Genomic DNA, 22,922 nt, shown 5'->3' with positions numbered 1-22,922 from the left:
GTCAGATACATAATTACCCCATCCCTTTGCGAGTTGGAGTAATTCACTATAATTCACATGCGATTTTTGATAGATTGGAGTTTTTCACTCCAAGGTGCCAGCTCTGCCAGCTGTTCATCGGTCATATCTTTACTTGGCCGGTGCTCCAGTAAAAATTTAAGATATCCATAAATATTCAGATCATATGCTTTTGCCATCTCAACCATTGTGTAGACTACCGCACTGGCATTCGCTCCGTCAACGGAATTGCTGAAGAGCCAGTTCTTCCGGCCTACTGCGAATGGACGAATTGCATTCTCACTGAGATTATTGGTAAAGCTGCACCGTCCGTCTTCCAGATAAGTCTCCGCTGTATCACGCCGGTTAAGAACGTAATTCACGGCTTTATCCATCCGGGTATTCCGGACGGGCTTCTGCTGATCGAGCCACGACCAGAAAGCCTCCAGAACGGGTTTTTCCTTCTCGAGACGCAGCTGCTTCCGCTTTTCATAATCACCGGGATACTTTTTGTTAATGGAGTCCTCAATGGCGAACAACCGGCTGCAGTACTGGACGCCCTGCACTGCCGGCTGGCTGTAGTCATACTGTTTTCCTTTGGGAACGGCGTCGATAAAGTATCGACGGATATGCGCCCAACAAGAGCAGCGTCTGATCCCCGGAAGATTGTTGTATCCCTGATATCCATCCGTTTCCAGGTATCCGCTGTAGCCTTTTCCAGAAACGCCCTTGCATGGCTGCCGCTCCTGGTAGGGGAATAGCCATACAGGATGACCGCCGGAAGTCCGTCCTCGCCGCTTCGGAACAGCCACATGAACGACTGGGTCTGGGTCTGGGTCTGGGCCTGGCGCCCTTCTTCTTTTAAGACCTGGACCCGTGTCTCATCTGCCATTGCAAAACTGCGCTTCAGCAGCTCCCGATGAAAGTAATCATACATCGGCTGGAAATAGTTCTGCGAACAGTAGATGATCCAGTTGGCAAGGGTGGTCCGGCTGATCTGAGCCCCATACTGCTTCCAGTCTTTTCCTGCCGGTAAAGGGGAAGCCCGTTGGCATACTTCTGGTACATGGTCCATGCAACAGTGGATGCTGAGGCAGGACCTTTCCCAACCAGAGCCGCCGGAACCTGAGACTTTATGATCACAGGCTTTTCCGTATCGCCGAGCCCTTCCTTGCAGGATGGACATCCGTAACTCTGGCTGTAGTATTCGATCACTTTACAGGTGGCAGGAATACGATGGTTTCCCAAGGCTGTTTCTGAATAACAGAAACTGTTTCACTGTGTGTATCCGTGTATACTGGGAGGACTTCCCTTCTGTTGGCAGTTGTTTTACCCATCCGGATAAGGATTCCATTGTAACGGAATCTGAGGGATCATTTTCACTTTTCCAGTATGTATCAAACCGGTGCAGGATATATTCTTCGTTATGGTACTTATATCCGAGGGAGCGCTTCATCTTGATAAAGCTCTCGATATCAGGGGCAAGGACACTATGGAAAGAAGAATTCATAGAAGGCCTCCTTTCCATGGGATATTCAGGCTCTCTAATGATAAAGGGCACATGGAAAGCCTTTCTCCATCCAGCGACAGATAAGGGGTCAGGCTTTTGACGCTTCGCTGCCCTATAGCGGAAGAAATACGTTCCGGAGGAATGCCCCTTTGGAGCTTATGGGTTGAAAAAGTCTTTCTTGTGACATGAAACCCGGATCCCGGTACGGATCTCTGCGGCAGGATTCTTTTTAATGCATCATAACATATATTCCGTAAAAGCGGTTTGTGTGGCGCTTTCAACGATACAAACAGCAGATCCGATGAGCATTTCTTAGGGCGCCCGGATTTCAGATATTTGAAGACTGCATTGCCAACAGAGACAGGCATTGCAAGCTGGATCTCGACACCTGTTTTATCTTGTATAAAGCGGATCGCTCTATTTTTGAAATTGATATCCGATATCTTAAGCCGTACAATATCACAGCCACGGATCCCCATTTCTGTTCCAAGAAGCATGACTGCACTGTCCTGCAGCTGGATCGGAGTTGACGCTTCGGCTATATAACTGCGGATATGGCTTAATTCTTCTGCTGTGAGGACTGTGATCATGCGTTCTGTCTTTACTGCTGAACATCTCAGTACCTGGGGAAGATGCTGGTTTTCAATGATATTTTCACGATAAAGATATCTTAAAAATCTCCGGATTCGTGCATTGCAGGCATTTTTCCCTTCGGATGACAGATGTTTATCTGAAAGGTTGAAAGCTATCAGCTTCTCTGCCGAAACAGCCTGGAAAGAAGATATCTTTTCTGAAATCAGGAAGCGGAAGAATCGCAGTATCGAATAAACATCGTTATTTACGGTATCATCATCCAGTTTTTCCATGGCTCTGAGTTCCGAATAATTCATTAATGGAGACAGCATCCATTCAGGAAGCATGGACAGACCGGATACCCCATGCGGAAGTACAGCACTGAAATCAATCTTTTCTGTTGTAGCATACACTTTTAACAGAAACAGGGCTCTTCTGGCGGCAGTCCATGAACTTCCCTGAAATACCTCTTTTGTACGCTGTGCCTCCAGCCAGGCATCACTGCTCTCCAACGAATAGTCCAACTTATAGAAATCAAGAAACAGTTCAAAATATCTTAAGGCCCGCTCAAGCCCTCTGCGATAAGCGGGAACATATCCTGCTTTCTGGGATTCACGGATCAGGTCATCGATCATCTGTTGATACCGGGCAGATGGGATTTGTATCTGATGGTGTGCCTGGATGGGTTGGCGGCCAATATCACTTAACGAAGAAAGACCGATAAAAGAATCCGTTTCTAATGCGTACATATATGTGCATAATGAGCAACTTATCTGTTTTTCCTGAAACAGGAACCGGAGAAAATGGCAGATCGCTCCTTCTTCAATAAGGCGGGAAACCTGCTTTAAATGGGACAGTTCTGAAAAATGATACTCAGATATATCCTGGTATGTAATAGATGAAACCATTTCTTTCCCACGTGCCTGCAGATATTTCAGAAACAGGCTGCACCGCCTATGAATATTTTCTATCTGAGTTTCAGAAAACAATGTCTGGATATTTCCTGTAAAACGTTCAAGGACTTCAGAAAAAGAAGCTTTCAAACGCAGCGCTGAATAAGGCTTCCTCGGTGAAACCAAGACGTTAGAAACAGAACCCGTAGCATAAACTGCATTGATTTTTCGAATTACAGCTTCATGGAGGATTTTACCTTTCGATCCGAAAGGGGCATCTGAACCGCTGTCAAGTAATTCCCAGCCCAGTTCTGGCGAATAAGAAAGATTATTTTCCGTTAAGTATTCCCCCATGGTTTCATATATCCTTTTGTATTGGCTCAGGGAATGCTCCGAGTAGTGATTCTCGATCATAAAATCGAGGACAATGTTGGCATTAATTTTAAATTTTTCCATGATGGTTACCTCCTTTAAAAAGAGGATACATCATATATTTTTATCCGCATATTTTTTTCAGGGAAACGAGCATATCTTAGTATAAAAGGAAGAAATATGCGGATAACAAAAGGCTGCGGATAACGGTTCACGGAACAAAGCTTTGATCCTGTCCCGTCTTCTTCCACAGAAAAGGAAGAGAGCACTGGACGACGGATCCATCTTAAGCTGGTCTTCGATAACGGCGCAGAGTCCGTCAATGGATTTCCGCATATCCGTATAGCCGCAGACAATGTAGATCTTCTCAAGTCCGGAGATGTCACCTAACATGAGAGCTCCTGAAGCAGACGGAATGTCCTGGTGAGCAGGACAGGATCTGCATCATTGTTGATGCGAACCGTGATGTCCTTCATAGCAACTTCAATCGTATGTGAATTGTCAAGGTACGGGTTCTTCATCTGTGATGCTGTATGCTGTTCCGGAATGTGATCTGGAACAATGTCAATGAGAACCACGTCCTGTTTTGGGCGGGGGACCTCAAGATGACCATAATTCGCTGCCGGGATCTGATCCGCTGCCACTTTCCGGCAACGGCTGACCCAGTTGTAAAAGGTGCTTACTGCAATGTCGTTTTCACGGCACCAGTCAGCATCTGTCATGCCGCTCTGGCGGCATTCATTGATAAGCCGGATCTGTTCCGCCATCGGAACACGGGCTTTGCGAGTACCTCCCATAACCTATCCTCCATAATTGTAGTGAAATAGTCTAAATATCTATCGACTACAATTATAGGCAAAACTTGGGGATCAGGAAATCCGCAGGAATATTTGGCGCTTACGTCTTTTTTGTTGGAAAGTTGCAAAAAGGGTTGAATAGTTGCAGAAATGTTGAGACGTTGCTCCATAGTTGCGAAACAGTTGCGAGAGTTGTGCATAATTGATTTTATCACGGCATAATTGCAACATTATTGCTGCGGTTGCGAGAACTGGAAATAATATAGATAAAAATGCAACTAAGGATTATACTGACATTACAAAGAAACGGAAAACAACTACCAGTAAAGGAGGAACAGAACATGAAGACAAATAGAGTGAACGAAATAGTGGAAACTATGAAATCCTTTTCTAAGGACAAGTACCAGAAAAACGAACTGCTTACAGAAGTGTTCGCACTTCAACAGGAGATCGTGGGACTTACCTTCAATGGTGAGCACGTTTCTACAGCTGATCTAAAGATTTGGGATGTTGAAAGACATCTTGAACAGCTTAATCAGGATTGTGGAAATGTAGCGGACGATGAACTGCAGAGATTCGAAGATGGATCTAAAACTCTCTGTAACCTGATCAAAGCTGAAATCTCTGGAAAGAGAGGTGAAGCAAAGGCGTTTAGTGTTCTTCAGCACATCCGCTCCAAGAATATCATTCTTAAGAATGTGGAACTCAGTGATGGTAATCATCATACAGAACTGGATGCAATAGTTATTACCCCAGGTGTAGTTACAATCGTTGAAGTGAAAAACACTGCCAAGAATATCTTCATAGACGAGAATGGTGACTACTACAGAACCGGTGAATATCTCAGATGGGATTGCAACATTGCTGAGAAGATGAACTTTAAGGAAGAAGTTTTAAAGAAGGTGCTTGCCGATGATGGAATAGAGGATATTCAGATTAAAAGTATAGTTGTATTTACGGATAACAGAATTGAGGTTCAGAACAAGTATTGCGGAATCAGAACTTGCTTCGTAAGCCAGCTGGCATACATCATCGATGGATTTAAGAGAAGTACAAGCATGAGGGAGGAAGAATTGGAACATATTGAGGGACTCATCAAAGAAGCCGAATGCAAAGAAGCGTATCCGTTAGACTTTGATGTAGCACAGTACAAGATAGATTTTGCAACTTTAATGGCAATACTTGAAGAGGCATCGGCAAAAGTGGAAGAGCAGGAATACAAACAGGAGGTGGTTATCGAAAAGAAGAACGTATGGACTGTACTGGAGAATGTTTTCACATCCAGGTATGTGGGCTATGCAGGAAGTGCAACGGTGACAGCGGTAGCTATTTCTACTGTGGCTATCAGCGGAATCAGAGAAGGAGGTAGATAATTATGACAATCAAAATTTTGAGGAAAGGTGACCGTGTGATCAATGTCACATCAGATTTTATCGCAGTTGAACGAAAGGGCGGAGAGGTTGATATCATTCCAATTTTTAAGGATGGAGAGATAATAAGGGTTGATCCGGAGAACATTGTAACTATAGGATATGGCGATAATATTGCTCAGACGAAAGCTGGTGATGTGACCATTACAACATTTTAGGAGGTGCTGATTATGGCAGGGAAAAAGGATAAAGCAGTTGTAGCAATTATATCAGGCCTTACTGATAATCAGGCTGCTCAGATAACGAAGGACATTCTTAAGTCCAAACAAAAGAACGCCCCTCTGGGAAGGGGAACAGTAGCATCAGGGTTTATGTCAAGCATAGGTGCATTGTTACAAAAAGGTACTAAGCAGATTGGAGGGTGATGGATATGGCAAGGAAAAGATCGGCAGCACACACAAAGGCACAGAAGGCTGGAAGGGAAAGAGACAGGAATGTTTGTCAGATATGTGGTTCGAGAGACCAGGTGGAAGGTCACCACATAATTGACCATCAGTTTAGTGGTGCGGCTTTGACGGATAATATCATCGCCCTCTGCCGTAAACACCATAATGATGTCCACAATGGCAAGATTGACATTCTGAAAATATAGGAGGGCTACGAATATGACAATATACACGACCAATGAATGGAAGGGCTACGGGAAGCAAAATTATTATTGGAATGAGTATCGTTTGGAGGGCGATCGAGTTGTAAAGTACAAGTGCCATCGGCAGAAATCCTTTGATGGTGATGAAAATAACTGGGAAAAAGATGAGCACGAAGAGGATTCCTGGGCATTAGATGATCCAAACATGCCAGAATGGCTGCATCAGTATCTGTAAGAAAAAGATAGCGGTAGACAATAAATCAATAATAATCGAGAGGTGATGTTAAACCTGCGGTTGTCTGTAAAAAGTAGATGACGGCAGGTTTTTTTCATATAAGGGTTTTAAACATCGGATTTTCTTTGTCTGGGATGTGAGAGGCAGAACCGCATCCGGCAGAGATGATCCGTTTTATTTTAGCTCTGTCTCCAAAATCGAGAGATGGAGGTGCCATATGACGGTTGAAGAAATGAAGGCTGTGGATATAAGGACTGTAAGCAGGGACGAACTGGTGGATATCCGGGATGTGGTGATCGATCAGGACGCACCGAAGGAAGAGCGGATTAAGAGCTTCCTGCAGCAGATCCGGAAAAACGATATGGATACAGCAAAAAAGATTTTAAGCATTGCTGAGAATATCAGAAAAAATTCCGAAGAAACAGCATAGAATTCATTTTTGTCGAAATGTACTTCCGGGCAAAAAGCAGAAACCGGAAAAGAAGTTTTTATAAGACTTATTCAGAAGAGGGGACAGGAAATTCTGATTCCGTTCTTTCCATGAACTAAGAAAAATAACGGAACCTAGAATCAGCTAAAAGCAGGATTTACACCGGGCTGACTTGCATACGCTCAGACAGAGCCCGCCGTAAAATCCTGACGCTGATTTTCAGGTTCTTATTTTTCTAACCTCATTTCCAAATACGATTATCAATCAAACAGTATCCGGGTGTTTTCGTTGGTTCCCCATTCATAGTTCCCCGACAAATCCGAATCTATCTTCTCCTGCGGTATTTCTCTTCGCAGTATTTGCACCGGTACACCTGATTTTCCTCATCTGTCAGGACGAAGATGTGATCCAGTTCCTGCTCGATGGATGTGATGCATCTTGGATTTCTGCACCGAATGACATTTTTGATCTCTTTTGGAAGTTTCAGTTCCTTTTTTTCTACGATTTCTTCATTTTCAATGATGTTGACTGTGATGTTGTGATCAATAAAGCCGAGGATATCAAGATCCATAAAGTCAATGGGGCATTCGATTTTGATAATATCTTTTTTGCCCATTTTGCTGCTCCGCGCGTTTTTAATAATAGCTACGCAGCAGTCCAGTTTATCCAGGTGAAGGTATTTATAGATGTCCATGCTCTTTCCGGCTTCAATATGATCCAGCACAAAGCCTTCAGAGATGCGTCCTACGTTTAATGTATTTTCTACCATTTTTTACTCCTTTTCTCTTCCTTAATCAACATGTATATCCAGCAGTGTCAGAATCAGCGCCATACGTACATATACACCGTACTGTACCTGGCGGAAATATGCGGCGCGGGGATCGCTGTCCACTTCAACCGAAATTTCATTTACTCTGGGAAGCGGATGAAGAACATACATATCTTCCGGAGCAAGTTTCATCTTTTCCTTGTCCAGAATGTAGAAATCTTTCATGCGCACATAATCTTCTTCATTAAAGAAACGTTCTTTCTGAACTCTTGTCATATAGAGGATGTCCAGAGAAGGCATCGCGTCTTCCAGGCGGACAACTTCTTCATAAGGAATCTGGTTTTTATCCAGTACATCGTGACGGATATATTCCGGAAGTCTCAGCTCTTCCGGTGAGATCAGAACAAAGCGGATGCCTTCATAGCGTACAAGCGCGTTAATCAGAGAATGTACGGTACGTCCGAATTTCAGATCGCCGCACAGTCCGATGGTCATATTGTTCAGGCGGCCTTTCAGGCTCCGGATCGTAAGAAGGTCGGTCAGTGTCTGGGTTGGATGCTGATGTCCGCCGTCTCCGGCATTGATGACCGGAATAGAGGAGTGCTGACAGGCAACCATGGGGGCTCCTTCCTTCGGGTGTCTCATGGCGCAGATATCTGCGTAGCAGGAGACGGTACGAATTGTGTCAGATACGCTTTCACCCTTGGATGCAGAGCTGGAGTCTGCGGAGGAGAAACCGAGAACGCTGCCGCCCAGGTTTAACATAGCGGCCTCATGGCTTAAGCGGGTACGGGTACTTGGCTCATAAAACAAAGTAGCCAGTTTTTTGCCTGCACAGGCATGTGCGTACTTTTCACGGTTTGCCTCAATATCCTGGGCAAGATCCAGAAGTTTTTCAAGCTCTTCCACTGAAAAATCCAGCGGGCTCATCAAATGTCTCATAAATAACCTCCTTGAATAAGCGCCTTTGGCGCTGATTTATTTTTATCTGTACTGAAGTAATTCTTCTACGCTTTTTCTCTTTGGAGCTTCCGGGGCAATGTCCGGATATCCGATGGCGATTAGTGCGCCGAGCTCCTGCTCCTTCGGAATATGTAACAGATCTGAAATCCCGTCTTCGTCAAAAACCCCCATAATAACTGTGCCAAGTCCTTTGTCTTTTGCAGCAAGACAGAAAGTCTGACAGGATACTCCCACATCAAACATCTGCCAGCGTTCCCCCTTTTTCGTGGTAAAGGAACCGTCCCGCTCAAAGCCGCATCTTCCTTTTATAAAAGTGACGGCCATCAGCACAGGGGTCTGGCGGATAATATTTGCATTGTATTCTGGGGTATAACGGTCTGCAATTTCCTTAAGAAGTGAAGGATCTTCGATTGCAGTATAACGGGTGATCTGTGTGTTTTTCCAGGAAGGGGAATAAGAGGCCAGTGCAACAATAGATTCAAGAAGAGAATGATCTACCGGGTCAGGCCTGTATCTGCGGATACTTCTGCGGGTTTCAATGCATTCAGTAACAGTCATATGCGTACCTCCCTTTTCTTTAGACAGGCAGGTCCCGGAAAAAGGACCTGCCTTATATTCCATCTAATCATATACTAAATCGGAGGTATTTTCAACACCAACCGACTATTTTTTCGAAGAGCCGGGACAAGAGCATCGGGATTATTTTTTGCAGGTATTCCGGGGAAAGGTAAGCAGTTTTTCAAATATCAGACCTGCGCCGAACCAGTACGGGGCATAATCCAGCCGGATCAGTCCCCGCACGCTGCAGGGAGAAGTACTGTAGTCCCAGGGACATGCATTGTGACGCTTCAGCAGGCTTCCGGTCAGGTATTCGCCTGCAAAGATACAGCAGGTATATATGGTGCCCCGGACAAAAATATTTTTCCCTTTCAGAATCCGGCATACGGGAGTAAGAAAACAGGCCATTCCATAGATGGGAAACATCCAGATAGAAGTATGGGCAGTCAGAGAATGCTCTTTATTTTTCAGGGATCCAAGTCCTGTAAATATAATTTCCATGCACCAGCCCAGAATGCCGCATAAGATAAATTTGTTTTTCATCATAAGAAAAGTATGTATCAGAACACCGGATTTTATGCTATACTATACATTAGTTTGTGCAAAGGAGAAAAAAAGAATGGCATCACTGGAGGAATTAAGAGAACAGCTGGACCAGATTGATGATAAAATTGCAGAACTCTATGAAGAGAGAATGGAGGTCTGCGCCCGGGTCGGCGAATATAAAATCCAGGCGGGACGCAAAGTATTTGACCGCCAGAGAGAGAAGGAAAAACTTGCCGATGTGGCATCAAAGGTAAAAGGAGAGTTTAACCGCAAGGGAATTCAGGAACTGTATCAGCAGCTTATGTCCATGAGCCGGAAGCTTCAGTACCAGCAGCTTGTGGCGGCGGGAGCTCTGGGCAGGCTTCCCTTTATCCAGGTAGACAGTCTGGACAAAAAAAATGCGAGAGTAGTATTTCAGGGAACAGAGGGAGCCTACAGCCAGGCGGCCATGCAGCAGTTTTTTGGAAACGATGTGAATAATTTCCATGTAAGAACTTTCCGGGAGGCAATGGAAGCAATTGAAGAAGGATCTGCCGATTATGCGGTGCTTCCGATAGAAAATTCGTCTGCAGGGCCGGTAAATGAGATGTATGATCTTCTGGATGAATTTGAAAATTATATTGTGGCAGAGACTATCCTGCCGGTTGTACATACTTTAAGCGGACTTCCGGGAGCGAAGATCTCCGATATACAGAGGGTGTATTCCAAGGCAGAGGCGCTGATGCAGACATCACGGTTTCTGGAAGACCATTCCGACTGGCAGAAAATCAGTGTTGTAAATACAGCCATTGCGGCGAAAAAGGTTTTAAAGGAACAGGACATTACACAGGGGGCAGTATGCAGCGCTTACGCGGCAAAAGTACACGGCCTGTCTGTTCTTGTGGAAGGAATCAATGACGATCCGGATAACTGTACTCGGTTTATTGTGGTAACGAACCAGAAAATATATTTAAAAAATGCTTCTAAAATCAGCATTCGGTTTGAACTGCCCCATCAGAGCGGGTCTCTGTATGGGATTCTTTCGCATTTTATATATAATGACCTGAATATGACCAAGATTGAATCCCGTCCCATAAAAGGAAAACAGTGGGAATACCGGTTTTTTGTAGACTTTGAGGGTAATATGGAGGACGGAGCTGTGAAGAATGCTATCCGGGGATTAAGAGAAGAAACAAGAAATCTGAAAATCCTTGGAAATTATTAATGCATCCTGAAAAATTTGGAATAGAAAACCGGAGGAAGAGCAATGCGTACCAATGAACTGATGTTATATAAAAACATGGAATTCGGGGACATCCTGAAAGACATGACATTTCTTATGGAAAACTATGAAAATGATTACTATAATAAGGAAGATTTGAGAAGTCTGCTTTTTGAGTGTGTCAACCGTCTACTGGAACTTTCTGTCAGCCATGGATTTGAAGGAAACCTCTGGCATACTTATCTTACTTATCTGCTGGCCAGCGATGAGAATGCATACAGTACGTCCTGTGAGATTGTAGGACCTGTGGACGGCAGCATTAACGAGATCGCAAGGCACGATTTTGACATATTCAAGGAGCTGTTTGACTATGATTTCCAGGGGATGGAGAAAAGTCTGGACGCCGGCTGTCTGAATCTGCTTATGGATTATCAGAACGTAAAAGGCGGAGGCAAAGTATTTAACCGGAGAATCCGGGACCGGATTCTGTGATCTTGCCCGGGCTCTTGCGTCTGCTTTGGATGTAGATGATTTCAAAGATAAGCTTACACAGTTTTATAAAGAATTCGGCGTGGGAAAACTGGGACTTCACAAAGCCTTCCGAGTGGAACATCCGGATAATGCCGGAGTACAGATTGTCCCCATTACAAACATCGCTCATGTTCATCTGGATGACCTGGTAGGGTATGAGATTGCAAAGAAAAAACTGATTGACAATACAGAGGCATTTGTGATGGGGAGAAGGGCAAATAACTGTCTGCTTTTCGGAGACGCGGGAACAGGAAAATCGTCTTCCATCAAAGCAATCCTGAATCAGTACTATGACCAGGGACTCCGTATGATTGAAGTGTATAAGCATCAGTTTAAAGATCTCAATGACGTGATTGCCCAGATTAAGAACCGGAATTATAAATTTATTATTTATATGGATGATCTTTCTTTTGAAGAGTTTGAAATCGAGTATAAATATCTGAAAGCCGTAATCGAGGGAGGTCTGGAGCGGAAGCCGGAAAATGTGCTGATCTACGCCACCTCAAACCGGAGACATCTGATCCGGGAGACTTTCCGGGATAAAGCGGACCGGGACGAGGAACTTCACACCAACGACACCGTTCAGGAGAAACTTTCCCTTGTGGCGCGGTTCGGTGTTACGATCTATTTCGGATCGCCGGACAAGAAAGAATTTCAGGAGATTGTGCGGGTTCTGGCAAGAAAAGGCGGTATAGATATGCCGGAGGAAGAACTGCTTTTAGAAGCAAACAAATGGGAGCTGTCCCACGGCGGACTGTCCGGAAGAACGGCGCAGCAGTTTGTGGATTATCTTCTGGGAACCAGATAAAACAGCAGAAAAACAGAAAGCATCATAAAAACGTGTGCATCAGAACTGTTCTGTGCACACGTTTTTTGTCCTGCATGATATTTCGGGCCGTTTTCTGAAGCAGTCTTTTTACTGTGCTGAATCAGCAGTCCGGATCTGGGAAATGTCGCTGTCGATAACCAGGGAGTAATTTGTGTAGTATACTACAAATCCGGGTTTTCCTCCGTTTGGTTTTTTAACATGCTTCTTCTCCACATAATCAATCTCTACTTTTTCACTTCCGCGCTGGCTAGAATAGTATGCCGCAAGCCTTCCGGCTTCTTCAAATGTGGAATCCGGAAGCTCGGCTCCGCCGGATTTTACAATTACATGGGAACCGGGAGCTTTTTTCGCGTGGAACCACCAGTCATTTCCGGAAGCAAAATGGAAGGTAAGCTCTTCATTCTGCAGATTATTTTTTCCTACATAAATATGAAAGCCGTCGCTGGAAATATAATGAAGCGGTTCGCTTCTGGTCTGCCTTTTCTTTCGGCCTGATCTCTGACGGATGTAGCCGGCAGCGGCCAGTTCTTCCTTGATCTGTGCCAGATCGTCTTCCGTCAGGGCGATATCAAGGGAAGTCTGTACGGATTCCAGGTAGGCAATGTCATCCCTGGTCTCCCGGGAGAGCTCAGAGAGTGCCTCAAAAGTCCGCTTTTGTTTATTGTATCTGGCAAAATATCTCTGGGCATTTTCCTGAGGCGTTTTTGTGGGATCCAGAGGAATGGTAATCATTTCGTTTGTGTAGTAATTCAGAGCTTCCAGCTCTTTTGCCCCTTCTGCCACATTGTAGCCGTAAGTATTGATCAGCTCTCCGTAAATCCGGTATTTCTCCCGGTTTTCTGTATCTTTAAGCTGGCGGAGCTGGAGGTCATATTTTTTCCGGTTCCGTTCCAGCGCCGTCTGGACAATATGGCGGATATCCGCAGACTTCTGCCGGATCCGGCCCAGCTGGCTCCGGGTGGAATAAAACGTTCGGAGCACCTCAGATATCGAAGAATAGTGCTGCGCCGTATATCCCGGGAAATGGGTAAGGGGCAGGGAAGAAAATTCCTTCGGCTCCTGTCCCTCAAAATAAATCACCGGTGAAAATTCCTTCTCTTTCACGGCAGAAAAGTAAATTTCGAACTGGTGAAACAGATGGAAAAGGATATCTTCCGAATATTCTTTTGCAGGAATGGAAGAATCCATTCCCGCCAGATAACAGATCTCTTCCGCGGTGACAGGGCTGATTCCTGTAAAGCTTGTATAGATTGCTTTCGAAAGAGGAAGGGGCTTTTCTGTCAGCAGGTGTGTAAAATCTTCCCGGGATACAGTAAGAGGGTCGGCTTTGTGCATTGTGTCAGGGATAAAGTATTCCCTGCCTGGGAGCACTTCACGAACGGAGCTTACCTGAGCCGGGATATGTTTGATACTGTCGATGATTTTCCCTTCTTCACTGCAGAAGATAATATTACTGTGTTTTCCCATGATTTCCACGATCAGAACTTTCCGGCACAGATCTCCCAGGTCATCCAGATGCTCAATGGTAAAGCGGATGATCCGTTCCAGTTTTGGCTGGGAGATGTCAATGATCCGGCCGTTTGCAATATGCTTTCGCAGAAGCATGCAGAAATTCGGAGCAGTCATGGGAGAAGGTTTATTTGTATCGGACAGATAGATCAGAGGAAGAGAAGCGTTCGCGGAAATCAGAAGACGCTTCTGGCCTTCCGGCGTCTTAATAGTCAGAAGCAGTTCGTCTGCCTCCGGCTGTGCGATTCTTGCGATCCTTCCATTTAATAACTGCCCGCGCAGTTCGTGGACAAGATTTGCCACCACAATTCCATCAAATGCCATAATTATATCATTCCTTATTTTCAGATTTCATACCATTATATCACAAGTAGAATCAGTGAAAAAGACCTGTTGACCATTTCAGATGCAAGGAGGTATAATAAATAGAACGGTTTGTACATACCCCTGGTATAAGCGCTCCGTCAGCGGATCTGAGGCAGTATGTATGAACAAAAGCGAATAATTCAGATCGGAACGAGGAATATAACATGATTAAGAGCATGACAGGCTTTGGAAGATGCGAGATACAGAAAGACGCAAAAAAATTTACGGTAGAATTAAAAAGTGTGAATCACCGTTATCTGGATGTAAATATCCGGATGCCGAAGAAACTGAACTTTTTTGAAACTGCGATCCGGACCCTCCTGAAATCTTATGCCAACAGGGGCAAGATAGATATATTTATTACATATGAGGATACTTCACAGGCGCAGGTTTCTGTAAAGTACAACAGTGTAATTGCGGCAGAGTATCTGAAACATCTCCGTCAGATGTCAGAGGAGTTCGGCCTGGAGGATGATATCCGGGTATCAGTTCTGTCCCGCTATCCGGAAGTATTTACAATGGAAGAGCAGACCGAGGATGAAGAAGAACTGTGGAACGGACTGAAGGAAGCGCTGGAAGGCGCGTTTGCCCAGTTCGTTGAGACACGGACAAAAGAGGGAGAAAATCTGAAAAAAGATATTCTGGGCAAGCTGGATCTTCTGGAAAAGGAGGTAGCCTGTGTGGAGGAACGCTCTCCTCAGATTGTGGCTGAGTACCGGCAGAAGCTGGAAGAAAAGGTAAAAGAGCTGCTTGCTGATACCCAGATTGAGGAAAGCCGGATCGCCGCTGAGGTGATTTTGTTTGCCGACAAAATCTGTACGGATGAAGAAGTGGTCAGGCTGAAAAGCCACATCCGTCATATGTGCGCCACACTGGAAGAGAAGGAAGGGATCGGCCGGAAACTGGATTTTATCGCACAGGAGATGAATCGTGAGGCAAATACGATTCTGTCAAAGGCAAATGATCTGGAAGTATCCAATCATGCCATCAGTCTGAAAACCGAGATTGAGAAAATACGGGAACAGATTCAGAATATTGAGTAAATTCAAAGCCAGTCTGATGTCACAGAAACAAAACAGCAGACAGGAAGAAAATGTATAGTATTAAAGAAGGAAGAGAAAGATGAGTGACAGAGGGATTTTGATCGTTGTATCCGGATTTTCCGGGTCCGGAAAAGGAACGCTGATGAAAGAGCTTCTGAAAAGGTATCCGGACATATATGCCCTTTCAATTTCCGCCACAACAAGGGCGCCCCGGGAAGGGGAAGAGGACGGAAGGGAATATTTTTTCATTTCAAAAGACGAATTTGAAAAAATGATTGCCAAAGATGAGCTGATAGAGTATGCTAGATATGTTGAAAATTATTACGGTACGCCCCGCAGATATGTGGAAGAGAAAATGAAGCAGGGAAAAGATGTGATTCTTGAGATCGAGATTCAGGGAGCTCTGAAGGTAAAAAAGGCGTTTCCGGACACCCTGCTGCTTTTTGTGACTCCGCCGTCGGCGGAAGAGCTGCAGTCCCGCCTTATCGGAAGAGGCACAGAGACTATGGAAGTGATCCGCTCCCGCATGGACAGGGCCTGTGAGGAGGCGCAGGGCATGGAATTATATGATTATCTGATTGTCAACGATGATCTGGATGCCTGTGTGGAAGAAATGCACAGTATCATTCGGGGAGAACACCGCAGAACCAGCCGCAATACAGACTTTATGGAAAAAATAAAAGAAGATCTTATAAATCTGAAAGGAGAAAATTAAGTATGCTGCATCCGTCATATACAGACCTGATGAAAGTAGTAAACAAAGATGTTGAAGAGGGAGAATCCAAGGTTGTCAACAGCCGTTATTCTATTGTAATGGCTACATCCAAAAGAGCCAGACAGCTGATTTCAGGAGAACTTCCTCTTGTAGATACAAAAGAAGGCGAGAAGCCGCTTTCCATTGCAATTGATGAAATGAATCAGGGTAAATTAAAAATTCTTGCTGAGAACGAAGATGAAGAATAAAAGGCAGACAGGGCAGATGCACACGGGGTATCTGCTTTTTTACGATATGGACTTAACAACAGAAAAAAATCCTGTTACAGCCGCTTCCAGGTCAATTTCTGCTGTCTGGTAAAAGAAGCACAATGACAGGATTATGCCTGACGGAGGTAATTATGAAAATATTATTCCTTTCTCTGGGGTGTGACAAAAATCTTGTGGACAGCGAAGTAATGCTTGGCATGCTTACATCCCGGGGATATGAGATTACAGATGACGAAAATGAGGCAGATATTATTGTAATTAATACGTGCTGCTTTATCCACGACGCCATGGAAGAGAGTATTCAGAATATTCTTGATATGGCGGAATACAAAAAGAACGGAAAGGCAAAGGCCCTGATCGTAGCCGGGTGTCTTGCCCAGCGTTACCGCCAGGAGATTCTGGATGAAATCCCGGAGGTGGACGAGGTTCTTGGAACAACAGCCATTGATCAGATTATACGGGCAGTGGATCAGGCGCTGGAAGGCAGGAAAGAAGTAATCCTTTCTGATCTTAATGCCCTGCCTCTTCCGGAAACCAGAAGAGCGGTGTCTACCGGCGGACACTTTGCTTACCTGAAGATCGCGGAGGGGTGCGACAAACACTGTACCTATTGCATCATACCGAAACTCCGGGGGTCCTACCGCAGTGTTCCCATGGAACACCTGCTGAAAGAAGCCCGGGATCTGGCTGATCAGGGAGTAAAAGAGCTGATTCTGGTTGCACAGGAGACGACGCTTTATGGAAAAGATATTTACGGCGAAAAGTCACTTCACAGACTGGTTAAAGAACTGTGCCGGATCAACGGAATCCAGTGGATCCGTATCCTGTACTGTTACCCGGAGGAGATTACAGATGAACTGATTCAGGTAATGAAAGAGGAGAAGAAAGTCTGTCATTATCTGGATCTTCCGATTCAGCATGCAAATGACCAGGTGCTTAAAAGAATGGGCAGACGGACAACAAAGCAGGAGCTGATTGATATTGTCAGTAAATTAAGAAAAGAAATTCCGGATATCTGTCTGCGGACGACGCTGATTACCGGTTTCCCCGGAGAAACCCGGGAGCAGCATGAAGAACTGATGGACTTTGTGGATGAGATGGAATTTGACCGGCTTGGTGTATTCACGTATTCGCCGGAAGAAGGGACTCCGGCCGCAGAGATGCCCGGACAGATCGACCAGGAGGTCAAAGAGGAGCGCCAGGCAGAGCTGATGGAGCTTCAGCAGGAAGTGGCATTTGACAAGGCCGGGGAAATGAAAGGCCGGGAAGTGCTTGTGATGATAGAAGGAAAGGTCGCTGACGAAAATGCCTATGTGGGACGGACATACCGGGATGCCCCGAATGTAGACGGCCTGATCTTTATCAACACAGAAGAGGAACTGGTTTCCGGCGACTTTGTGAAAGTGGAAGTAACCGGAGCCCTGGATTATGATCTGATAGGAGGACTTGTGGAATGAACCTGCCGAATAAACTGACAGTTTTACGTGTGATTATGGTGCCTTTTTTTGTGTTTTTTATGCTTACGGATGTAGGCGGAGAGGCAAACAAATGGATTGCTCTGGCAATTTTTGTTGTTGCAAGTCTGACAGACATGCTGGATGGAAAAATTGCCAGAAAATATAACCTTGTGACAAATTTCGGAAAATTTATGGATCCCCTTGCGGATAAACTGCTTGTCTGCTCGGCTATGATCTGTCTGATTCCGTCCGGAAAACTGAACACGGCGATTGTGATTGTTATTATTGCCCGCGAGTTTATTATCAGCGGTTTCCGCCTTGTTGCGTCTGACAGCGGAATTGTGATTGCGGCAAGCTACTGGGGAAAATTCAAGACAGTATTCCAGATGGCTATGATTATTGTGTTGATTGCCGATCTGGGCGGCGTGTTCGATCTGGTGGGCCAGATTCTGGTCTGGATCGCGCTGGCTCTTACGATCATATCTCTTGTGGATTATATCTGGAAAAACAGAAAGGTTCTGACCCGGGGAGGAATGTAAATAAAAAATAAGGGAGAAACGGCCGCGGCGGCATGTTCCGGAGAAGATCCGAAACTGCCGCCGTTAATGTTTCCATAAGTCAGATAAAAATCTTGTCAAAGGAAGATTGACGAATTGTGGAAATTATGAGAAAATAAATCATATATGGGGCAGACGAAAATATCCGCGGCAGGTGGCGGATGGACATGCGTCATATGCGAAGAAAATCATATATTTGAAAGGAGTTTTAACATGATTTATTCACATGAAGTAGAAATGATGTGTCCGGTAGCGCAGGGCGCGAATCACGGACCAGCTCCGATCCCGGAAGAGGCGAAATGGGTAAAAGCAAAAGAGATTAAAGATATCTCCGGTTTTACACACGGCGTAGGCTGGTGTGCACCTCAGCAGGGAGCATGTAAACTGACACTGAATGTAAAGGATGGCGTCATTCAGGAAGCGCTGGTAGAGACACTTGGATGTTCAGGAATGACACATTCCGCTGCTATGGCATCTGAGATTCTTCCCGGCAAGACAATTTTAGAGGCACTGAACACAGACCTTGTCTGTGATGCAATTAATACAGCAATGAGAGAACTGTTCCTTCAGATCGTTTACGGAAGAACACAGAGTGCATTCTCCGAAGACGGACTTGCAATCGGTGCAGGCCTGGAAGACCTTGGAAAAGGACTTCGTTCTCAGGTTGGTACAATGTACGGAACACTTGCAAAAGGTCCTCGTTACCTTGAGATGGCAGAGGGTTATGTTACAGGAATTGCTCTTGATGACAACGATGAGATCATCGGATATCAGTTCGTAAACCTTGGAAAATTCACAGATTTCGTTAAAAACGGCGATACACCGAACGATGCTTGGGAGAAAGCAAAAGGACAGTACGGCCGTGTTGATGATGCTGTGAAGATCATCGATCCGCGTAAAGAGTAATACCGGCTGGCGGATAGGGACGATTTTATAAAGTAATCTCAACAAAGGTAAATAAATCAGGAGGATATATAAATGGCTTTATTTGAATCATATGAAAGAAGAATTGATAAAATCAATGAAGTTTTAAACAGCTACGGTATCGCTTCTCTGGAAGAGGCAGAGAAGATTACAAAGGATGCCGGACTGGATGTTTACAATCAGATCAAAGGCATTCAGCCGATCTGCTTTGAGAATGCATGCTGGGCTTACATCACAGGCGCGGCAATCGCAATCAAGAAAGACTGCAGAAACGCTGCTGACGCGGCAGCTGCAATCGGAGAAGGACTTCAGGCATTCTGTATTCCGGGATCCGTTGCAGATCAGCGTAAAGTAGGTCTGGGACACGGAAACCTTGGAAAGATGCTCCTTGAAGAGTCTACAGACTGCTTCTGCTTCCTTGCGGGACATGAGTCATTCGCAGCAGCTGAGGGTGCAATCGGTATCGCAGAGAAAGCAAACAAAGTTCGTAAAAAACCGCTTCGTGTTATCCTGAACGGTCTCGGAAAAGACGCAGCGAAGATCATTTCCAGAATCAACGGATTTACATATGTACAGACAGAGTACGACTACTTCACAGGCGAGCTCAAAGAAGTTTCCCGTACAGCTTACTCTGACGGACTCCGTTCCAAAGTTAACTGCTATGGTGCAAATGATGTCCGCGAGGGTGTTGCGATTATGTGGAAAGAGGGCGTTGATGTTTCTATCACAGGAAACTCTACAAACCCGACACGTTTCCAGCATCCGGTAGCAGGTACATACAAGAAAGAGTGTGTAGATGCAGGAAAGAAATACTTCTCAGTTGCATCCGGCGGCGGTACAGGACGTACACTTCACCCGGACAACATGGCCGCAGGACCGGCTTCCTATGGTATGACAGATACAATGGGACGTATGCACTCCGATGCACAGTTCGCAGGTTCCTCTTCCGTACCGGCTCACGTTGAGATGATGGGTCTGATCGGTGCAGGAAACAACCCGATGGTTGGTATGACTGTTGCTGTCGCAGTTTCCATTGAGGAAGCAGCAAAGGCCGGCAAGTTTTAAGAAAATTTAATCTCCTATAAAAATGCAGTACTGGAAAACATGTTTTCCGGTGCTGCATTTTCTTGGTGTATAATCCAGAATATGCTATACTCTCGAATGATGAAATAAGAGATGAGACCAGAACAGATGGAGAAAATGAGACATGGAAGAGAAAAAGACAATACTTATTATAGAAGATGATGCAGACATCAGCCAGCTTCTGTATACTGCTCTTTCCAAAGCCGGTTATGATGCGGTGCAGGCATATTCCGGAACAGAGGGGAAGATGCTGCTGGGGATGAAAGAGAAAAGATTTGCTCTGATCCTTCTGGATCTGATGCTGCCCGGGATATCCGGGGAGGAACTGCTTTCATTTATCCGTTCTGACAGTGATATCCCGGTGATTGTATTGACAGCGAAAGACGAGCTGGACGATAAGATCAGCGTGCTCATCGGTGGAGCAGACGATTATATTACGAAACCATTTGAGATACCGGAAGTGCTTGCGCGGATACAGGTGCAGTTAAGACATGCGGTAAAAGAACAGGAATCCGACAGACTTACTTACCGCGATATGGTTCTGGATAAGACAACACGGCAGGTGATGATTGGGGGAAGCCCTCTTCCTAAGATTACAAAACAGGAGTTTGCAATCCTGGAACTTCTGATCCGCCATCCGAAACAGGTATACAGCAAAGAAGATATTTTTGAATATGCATGGGAAGAACCGTATATCGGAGAAACGAAAACCCTGGATGTTCACATCAGCAACATCCGCAAGAAAATCAAGGCTGTGAGTTCAGACGAGTATATTGAGACTGTATGGGGAATCGGTTATCGGCTTCATCCGTAATCTTTACTCTTTTTTTACTTTTTATTTGCGTTTGATTAGGGAGTGTACTCTATGATAACAGTACAGCGGTGATACAGGAAAGATATTTTCCAGAGGCCGCCTGTATAAAAAGAAAAAGGAGAGCGGAAGATGAGTGAGATCTTATTGCAGACCAGCGGACTGACAAAAAAGTATGGACGCCATAAAGCTGTAGATCATGTGAACATTCATATCAAAAAGGGTGCTATATATGGCTTTATCGGCAGAAACGGAGCGGGAAAGACGACCTGTCTCCGTATGATCAGCGGACTGGCAAAACCGACAGAGGGCGAGATAACCCTGTTCGGATATCAGGGAAAAGAACTGAAAGAAGTACGTTCCAGAATCGGATGTCTGATTGAGGCGCCGGGACTGTACGGGAATATGACAGCCTATGAGAATATGAAGATCAAATGCAGACTGTTCGGCATCAGCAAACCCGGATATATTGAAGAGATTCTTGATACGGTCGGATTAAAGGATGTGGGGAAGAAGAAAACAAAGCATTTTTCCCTGGGAATGAAACAGCGTCTGGGAATTGGCCTGGCGCTTGTGGGAGAACCGGACCTGCTGGTACTGGACGAACCGATTAACGGACTGGATCCGCAGGGAATTGCGGAAGTCAGAGATACGATCCAGTCCCTCTGTGATCAGAGAAAAATGACCGTTCTGATATCCAGCCACATTCTGGAAGAACTCTCCAAAATTGCCACGGATTACGGCATCATACACAACGGCGTCCTCCTGCAGGAGCTGACCAGGGACGAACTGATGAGGCACTGCAGTGAGAGAATCGAAATTACGCTGGAACATCCGGAAGCGGCAATTCCTGTACTGGATGGTATGGGATTTACCAATTATCAGGTGACAGATAAACATCATATTCATGTGTTTGAGCGCCTGAATGAAAGTGATGTTCTGAACATGGCTCTGGCCCGGGCGGGAATTCCTGTCAGAGGAATTGCTGTTACAAGTGAGGAACTTGAGAATTATTTTCTGAATCTGACGGGAGGTGCCAGCCATGTTTAATATGATAAAAATGGATCTGTACAGGATGTTTCATACAAAGGCCCTGTATGTGATCTGGATTGTACTGGCAGCGGCTGTGTTATTTACAACCAGTATGTCCAGGGAAGATCTGCAGTATATTCAGGAGGAATCTCAGGAGAATGAAAGCACAGGCGATGCGGCAGCGGAGGGAGAAAATCAGGAAGCGGAAATGATCAATATGGGAATGCAGGTTACGATTCCCACGCAGCCGGGAGAAAAAGTAACGCTGTTTGACCAGGTATTTGCAAATCTTCAGGCGAAATTTGTTGCTTTGTTCTTCCTTATTTTTACAGTGCTGTATTCCTCGGCCGATATCGGCAGCGGATATATTAAGAACATCGGCGGTCAGGTGAGAGACCGGTCGTCGCTGATTATATCCAGAGCAGCGGTCCTTCTGGTATATACAGTACTTTCCATGGCTCTTTATCTGATCTTTCAGGCTGTCTGCCAGAGGATATGTTTCGGTTATCTGATCTGGGGCGAGGCGGCGCAGTTCTGGAAATATGTGGGTATGCAGACTGTTCTGCACTATGCTCTTGTTCTGATCACCATGGCGCTGGCAGTAATCCTCAAATATAATGTAATCAGTATGACTCTGGCAATCTGTCTGACAATGAATGTACTGGTTATCTTTTACAGTGCGATAGACAAAGTCATTCACAGTCTGGGAGCAGAAGACTTTCATATAATTGAACATACAGTGACAGGCAAGATTGCGCTTCTGTCCATGAACGGGGGATCAAAAGAGTATCTGCTTGCCCTGGCTACGGCGGCTGTGTTCGGAGCAGCTGCAACGGCTCTGACCTGTATTGTATTCAGAAGGAGAGATGTCTGATAAAATCCGTAAAAGCCGGAAGAAAATAAACGGCTGAAAATAAGATGCTTTATGTATGA

The 22,922-nt window shown here is 45.2% G+C and carries 26 protein-coding genes and 2 pseudogenes; 18 read left to right on the top strand and 10 right to left on the bottom strand.

The features are described from left to right. Positions 1-53: 53 nt before the first annotated feature. From tnpC to tnpA, 5 genes and pseudogenes are all read right to left on the bottom strand, one after another. Positions 54-1,065: pseudogene (gene tnpC / locus AC0QUU_RS10500) on the bottom strand (IS66 family transposase). Between the two features lie 148 nt (positions 1,066-1,213). Beyond that, entirely contained in the window at positions 1,214-1,507 is a 294-nt protein-coding gene (locus AC0QUU_RS10495; protein WP_474542655.1) for a hypothetical protein, read from the bottom strand. Further along, positions 1,504-3,429: a tyrosine-type recombinase/integrase gene (locus AC0QUU_RS10490; RefSeq protein ID WP_474542653.1), complete on the bottom strand. Its 1,926-nt coding sequence runs from the start codon at positions 3,427-3,429 to the stop codon at positions 1,504-1,506. Before AC0QUU_RS10490 ends, AC0QUU_RS10495 begins: the two co-directional genes overlap by 4 nt. 57 nt (positions 3,430-3,486) lie before the next feature. After that, positions 3,487-3,738: an IS66 family insertion sequence element accessory protein TnpB gene (gene tnpB / locus AC0QUU_RS10485; RefSeq protein WP_474542651.1), complete on the bottom strand. Its 252-nt coding sequence runs from the start codon at positions 3,736-3,738 to the stop codon at positions 3,487-3,489. Then, positions 3,732-4,142, bottom strand: a complete 411-nt coding sequence (gene tnpA / locus AC0QUU_RS10480; RefSeq protein WP_474542649.1) for an IS66 family insertion sequence element accessory protein TnpA — start codon at positions 4,140-4,142, stop codon at positions 3,732-3,734. The genes tnpB and tnpA overlap by 7 nt, the downstream gene beginning before the upstream one ends. A 341-nt stretch (positions 4,143-4,483) precedes the next feature. Here tnpA and AC0QUU_RS10475 point away from each other — a divergent pair, with 341 nt between their 5' ends. From AC0QUU_RS10475 to AC0QUU_RS10450, 6 genes are all read left to right on the top strand, one after another. Beyond that, the gene (locus AC0QUU_RS10475) at positions 4,484-5,515 is read left to right on the top strand and encodes a nuclease-related domain-containing protein (protein WP_474542647.1); all 1,032 of its coding nucleotides are present in this window, start codon (positions 4,484-4,486) and stop codon (positions 5,513-5,515) included. 2 nt (positions 5,516-5,517) lie between these two features. Next, complete coding sequence (locus AC0QUU_RS10470; RefSeq protein ID WP_474542645.1) at positions 5,518-5,730, top strand: hypothetical protein; 213 nt, start codon at positions 5,518-5,520, stop codon at positions 5,728-5,730. Between the two features lie 12 nt (positions 5,731-5,742). Beyond that, positions 5,743-5,937: a hypothetical protein gene (locus tag AC0QUU_RS10465; protein WP_474542643.1), complete on the top strand. Its 195-nt coding sequence runs from the start codon at positions 5,743-5,745 to the stop codon at positions 5,935-5,937. 5 nt (positions 5,938-5,942) lie between these two features. Then, a complete protein-coding gene (locus tag AC0QUU_RS10460; protein WP_474542641.1) occupies positions 5,943-6,164 on the top strand; it encodes an HNH endonuclease in 222 nt (73 codons plus the stop codon). 13 nt (positions 6,165-6,177) lie between these two features. Then, the gene (locus AC0QUU_RS10455; protein ID WP_474542640.1) at positions 6,178-6,396 is read left to right on the top strand and encodes a hypothetical protein; all 219 of its coding nucleotides are present in this window, start codon (positions 6,178-6,180) and stop codon (positions 6,394-6,396) included. Between the two features lie 217 nt (positions 6,397-6,613). Then, a complete protein-coding gene (locus tag AC0QUU_RS10450) occupies positions 6,614-6,826 on the top strand; it encodes a DUF6870 family protein (RefSeq protein ID WP_474542639.1) in 213 nt (70 codons plus the stop codon). A 325-nt stretch (positions 6,827-7,151) separates the two neighbouring features. Here the strand turns inward: AC0QUU_RS10450 and AC0QUU_RS10445 are convergent, their stop codons facing one another. The 4 genes from AC0QUU_RS10445 to AC0QUU_RS10430 all read right to left on the bottom strand — a co-directional run bounded on the left by AC0QUU_RS10445 (position 7,152) and on the right by AC0QUU_RS10430 (position 9,662). After that, a complete protein-coding gene (locus AC0QUU_RS10445; protein WP_474542637.1) occupies positions 7,152-7,595 on the bottom strand; it encodes an aspartate carbamoyltransferase regulatory subunit in 444 nt (147 codons plus the stop codon). Between the two features lie 21 nt (positions 7,596-7,616). Then, positions 7,617-8,537: an aspartate carbamoyltransferase gene (pyrB, locus tag AC0QUU_RS10440; protein WP_474542636.1), complete on the bottom strand. Its 921-nt coding sequence runs from the start codon at positions 8,535-8,537 to the stop codon at positions 7,617-7,619. Between the two features lie 42 nt (positions 8,538-8,579). Beyond that, positions 8,580-9,116 carry a nitroreductase family protein gene (locus AC0QUU_RS10435; protein WP_474542635.1) on the bottom strand — a complete coding sequence of 179 codons (537 nt, stop codon included), beginning with the start codon at positions 9,114-9,116 and terminating at the stop codon, positions 8,580-8,582. 141 nt (positions 9,117-9,257) lie between these two features. After that, entirely contained in the window at positions 9,258-9,662 is a 405-nt protein-coding gene (locus tag AC0QUU_RS10430; protein WP_474542633.1) for a putative ABC transporter permease, read from the bottom strand. Between the two features lie 73 nt (positions 9,663-9,735). Between AC0QUU_RS10430 and pheA the strand changes: the two genes are divergently transcribed. Both pheA and AC0QUU_RS10420 read left to right on the top strand, forming a co-directional pair. Further along, complete coding sequence (gene pheA, locus AC0QUU_RS10425; RefSeq protein ID WP_474542631.1) at positions 9,736-10,866, top strand: prephenate dehydratase; 1,131 nt, start codon at positions 9,736-9,738, stop codon at positions 10,864-10,866. Positions 10,867-10,908: 42 nt separating this feature from the next. Then, a pseudogene (locus tag AC0QUU_RS10420) lies at positions 10,909-12,202 on the top strand (ATP-binding protein). 108 nt (positions 12,203-12,310) lie between these two features. Here the strand turns inward: AC0QUU_RS10420 and AC0QUU_RS10415 are convergent. Beyond that, positions 12,311-14,056 carry an Rqc2 family fibronectin-binding protein gene (locus AC0QUU_RS10415; protein ID WP_474542630.1) on the bottom strand — a complete coding sequence of 582 codons (1,746 nt, stop codon included), beginning with the start codon at positions 14,054-14,056 and terminating at the stop codon, positions 12,311-12,313. A 206-nt stretch (positions 14,057-14,262) separates the two neighbouring features. Between AC0QUU_RS10415 and AC0QUU_RS10410 the strand changes: the two genes are divergently transcribed. From AC0QUU_RS10410 to AC0QUU_RS10365, 10 genes are all read left to right on the top strand, one after another. Beyond that, a complete protein-coding gene (locus AC0QUU_RS10410) occupies positions 14,263-15,141 on the top strand; it encodes a YicC/YloC family endoribonuclease (protein WP_474542629.1) in 879 nt (292 codons plus the stop codon). A gap of 79 nt (positions 15,142-15,220) precedes the next feature. Beyond that, positions 15,221-15,856, top strand: a complete 636-nt coding sequence (gene gmk, locus AC0QUU_RS10405; protein WP_474542627.1) for a guanylate kinase — start codon at positions 15,221-15,223, stop codon at positions 15,854-15,856. A gap of 2 nt (positions 15,857-15,858) precedes the next feature. After that, a complete protein-coding gene (gene rpoZ, locus AC0QUU_RS10400; RefSeq protein WP_474542626.1) occupies positions 15,859-16,104 on the top strand; it encodes a DNA-directed RNA polymerase subunit omega in 246 nt (81 codons plus the stop codon). 152 nt (positions 16,105-16,256) lie between these two features. Next, entirely contained in the window at positions 16,257-17,582 is a 1,326-nt protein-coding gene (gene rimO, locus AC0QUU_RS10395) for a 30S ribosomal protein S12 methylthiotransferase RimO (RefSeq protein ID WP_474542625.1), read from the top strand. Then, entirely contained in the window at positions 17,579-18,121 is a 543-nt protein-coding gene (gene pgsA, locus AC0QUU_RS10390) for a CDP-diacylglycerol--glycerol-3-phosphate 3-phosphatidyltransferase (RefSeq protein WP_474542624.1), read from the top strand. Before rimO ends, pgsA begins: the two co-directional genes overlap by 4 nt. A 231-nt stretch (positions 18,122-18,352) precedes the next feature. Further along, positions 18,353-19,045, top strand: coding sequence for an iron-sulfur cluster assembly scaffold protein (locus tag AC0QUU_RS10385; protein ID WP_474542622.1), 693 nt, complete (start codon positions 18,353-18,355; stop codon positions 19,043-19,045). A 72-nt stretch (positions 19,046-19,117) separates the two neighbouring features. Continuing rightward, positions 19,118-20,128 (top strand): GGGtGRT protein, encoded by a 1,011-nt coding sequence (locus AC0QUU_RS10380; RefSeq protein WP_087150521.1) that lies wholly within the window; start codon positions 19,118-19,120, stop codon positions 20,126-20,128. Positions 20,129-20,270: 142 nt separating this feature from the next. Then, the gene (locus AC0QUU_RS10375; protein WP_474542620.1) at positions 20,271-20,960 is read left to right on the top strand and encodes a response regulator transcription factor; all 690 of its coding nucleotides are present in this window, start codon (positions 20,271-20,273) and stop codon (positions 20,958-20,960) included. A 129-nt stretch (positions 20,961-21,089) separates the two neighbouring features. Beyond that, entirely contained in the window at positions 21,090-22,007 is a 918-nt protein-coding gene (locus AC0QUU_RS10370; RefSeq protein WP_474542618.1) for an ABC transporter ATP-binding protein, read from the top strand. Continuing rightward, positions 22,000-22,863: an ABC transporter permease gene (locus AC0QUU_RS10365; RefSeq protein WP_474542617.1), complete on the top strand. Its 864-nt coding sequence runs from the start codon at positions 22,000-22,002 to the stop codon at positions 22,861-22,863. Before AC0QUU_RS10370 ends, AC0QUU_RS10365 begins: the two co-directional genes overlap by 8 nt. The last annotated feature ends 59 nt before the right edge of the window (positions 22,864-22,922 follow it).

Source organism: Mediterraneibacter sp. HA8405 (assembly GCF_056148955.1).
The sequence above is the reverse complement of the archived record's forward strand: the minus strand, read 5'-3'. Positions and strand labels throughout refer to the sequence as shown.

What these genes read in the sequence shown, in the direction of transcription:
- AC0QUU_RS10495 (WP_474542655.1), bottom strand. Translation starts at nt 1,507, where the DNA reads ATGAATTCTTCTTTCCATAGTGTCCTTGCCCCTGATATCGAGAGCTTT.
- AC0QUU_RS10490 (WP_474542653.1), bottom strand. Translation starts at nt 3,429, where the DNA reads ATGGAAAAATTTAAAATTAATGCCAACATTGTCCTCGATTTTATGATC.
- tnpB (WP_474542651.1), bottom strand. Translation starts at nt 3,738, where the DNA reads ATGTTAGGTGACATCTCCGGACTTGAGAAGATCTACATTGTCTGCGGC.
- tnpA (WP_474542649.1), bottom strand. Translation starts at nt 4,142, where the DNA reads ATGGGAGGTACTCGCAAAGCCCGTGTTCCGATGGCGGAACAGATCCGG.
- AC0QUU_RS10475 (WP_474542647.1), top strand. Translation starts at nt 4,484, where the DNA reads ATGAAGACAAATAGAGTGAACGAAATAGTGGAAACTATGAAATCCTTT.
- AC0QUU_RS10470 (WP_474542645.1), top strand. Translation starts at nt 5,518, where the DNA reads ATGACAATCAAAATTTTGAGGAAAGGTGACCGTGTGATCAATGTCACA.
- AC0QUU_RS10465 (WP_474542643.1), top strand. Translation starts at nt 5,743, where the DNA reads ATGGCAGGGAAAAAGGATAAAGCAGTTGTAGCAATTATATCAGGCCTT.
- AC0QUU_RS10460 (WP_474542641.1), top strand. Translation starts at nt 5,943, where the DNA reads ATGGCAAGGAAAAGATCGGCAGCACACACAAAGGCACAGAAGGCTGGA.
- AC0QUU_RS10455 (WP_474542640.1), top strand. Translation starts at nt 6,178, where the DNA reads ATGACAATATACACGACCAATGAATGGAAGGGCTACGGGAAGCAAAAT.
- AC0QUU_RS10450 (WP_474542639.1), top strand. Translation starts at nt 6,614, where the DNA reads ATGACGGTTGAAGAAATGAAGGCTGTGGATATAAGGACTGTAAGCAGG.
- AC0QUU_RS10445 (WP_474542637.1), bottom strand. Translation starts at nt 7,595, where the DNA reads ATGGTAGAAAATACATTAAACGTAGGACGCATCTCTGAAGGCTTTGTG.
- pyrB (WP_474542636.1), bottom strand. Translation starts at nt 8,537, where the DNA reads ATGAGACATTTGATGAGCCCGCTGGATTTTTCAGTGGAAGAGCTTGAA.
- AC0QUU_RS10435 (WP_474542635.1), bottom strand. Translation starts at nt 9,116, where the DNA reads ATGACTGTTACTGAATGCATTGAAACCCGCAGAAGTATCCGCAGATAC.
- AC0QUU_RS10430 (WP_474542633.1), bottom strand. Translation starts at nt 9,662, where the DNA reads ATGATGAAAAACAAATTTATCTTATGCGGCATTCTGGGCTGGTGCATG.
- pheA (WP_474542631.1), top strand. Translation starts at nt 9,736, where the DNA reads ATGGCATCACTGGAGGAATTAAGAGAACAGCTGGACCAGATTGATGAT.
- AC0QUU_RS10415 (WP_474542630.1), bottom strand. Translation starts at nt 14,056, where the DNA reads ATGGCATTTGATGGAATTGTGGTGGCAAATCTTGTCCACGAACTGCGC.
- AC0QUU_RS10410 (WP_474542629.1), top strand. Translation starts at nt 14,263, where the DNA reads ATGATTAAGAGCATGACAGGCTTTGGAAGATGCGAGATACAGAAAGAC.
- gmk (WP_474542627.1), top strand. Translation starts at nt 15,221, where the DNA reads ATGAGTGACAGAGGGATTTTGATCGTTGTATCCGGATTTTCCGGGTCC.
- rpoZ (WP_474542626.1), top strand. Translation starts at nt 15,859, where the DNA reads ATGCTGCATCCGTCATATACAGACCTGATGAAAGTAGTAAACAAAGAT.
- rimO (WP_474542625.1), top strand. Translation starts at nt 16,257, where the DNA reads ATGAAAATATTATTCCTTTCTCTGGGGTGTGACAAAAATCTTGTGGAC.
- pgsA (WP_474542624.1), top strand. Translation starts at nt 17,579, where the DNA reads ATGAACCTGCCGAATAAACTGACAGTTTTACGTGTGATTATGGTGCCT.
- AC0QUU_RS10385 (WP_474542622.1), top strand. Translation starts at nt 18,353, where the DNA reads ATGATTTATTCACATGAAGTAGAAATGATGTGTCCGGTAGCGCAGGGC.
- AC0QUU_RS10380 (WP_087150521.1), top strand. Translation starts at nt 19,118, where the DNA reads ATGGCTTTATTTGAATCATATGAAAGAAGAATTGATAAAATCAATGAA.
- AC0QUU_RS10375 (WP_474542620.1), top strand. Translation starts at nt 20,271, where the DNA reads ATGGAAGAGAAAAAGACAATACTTATTATAGAAGATGATGCAGACATC.
- AC0QUU_RS10370 (WP_474542618.1), top strand. Translation starts at nt 21,090, where the DNA reads ATGAGTGAGATCTTATTGCAGACCAGCGGACTGACAAAAAAGTATGGA.
- AC0QUU_RS10365 (WP_474542617.1), top strand. Translation starts at nt 22,000, where the DNA reads ATGTTTAATATGATAAAAATGGATCTGTACAGGATGTTTCATACAAAG.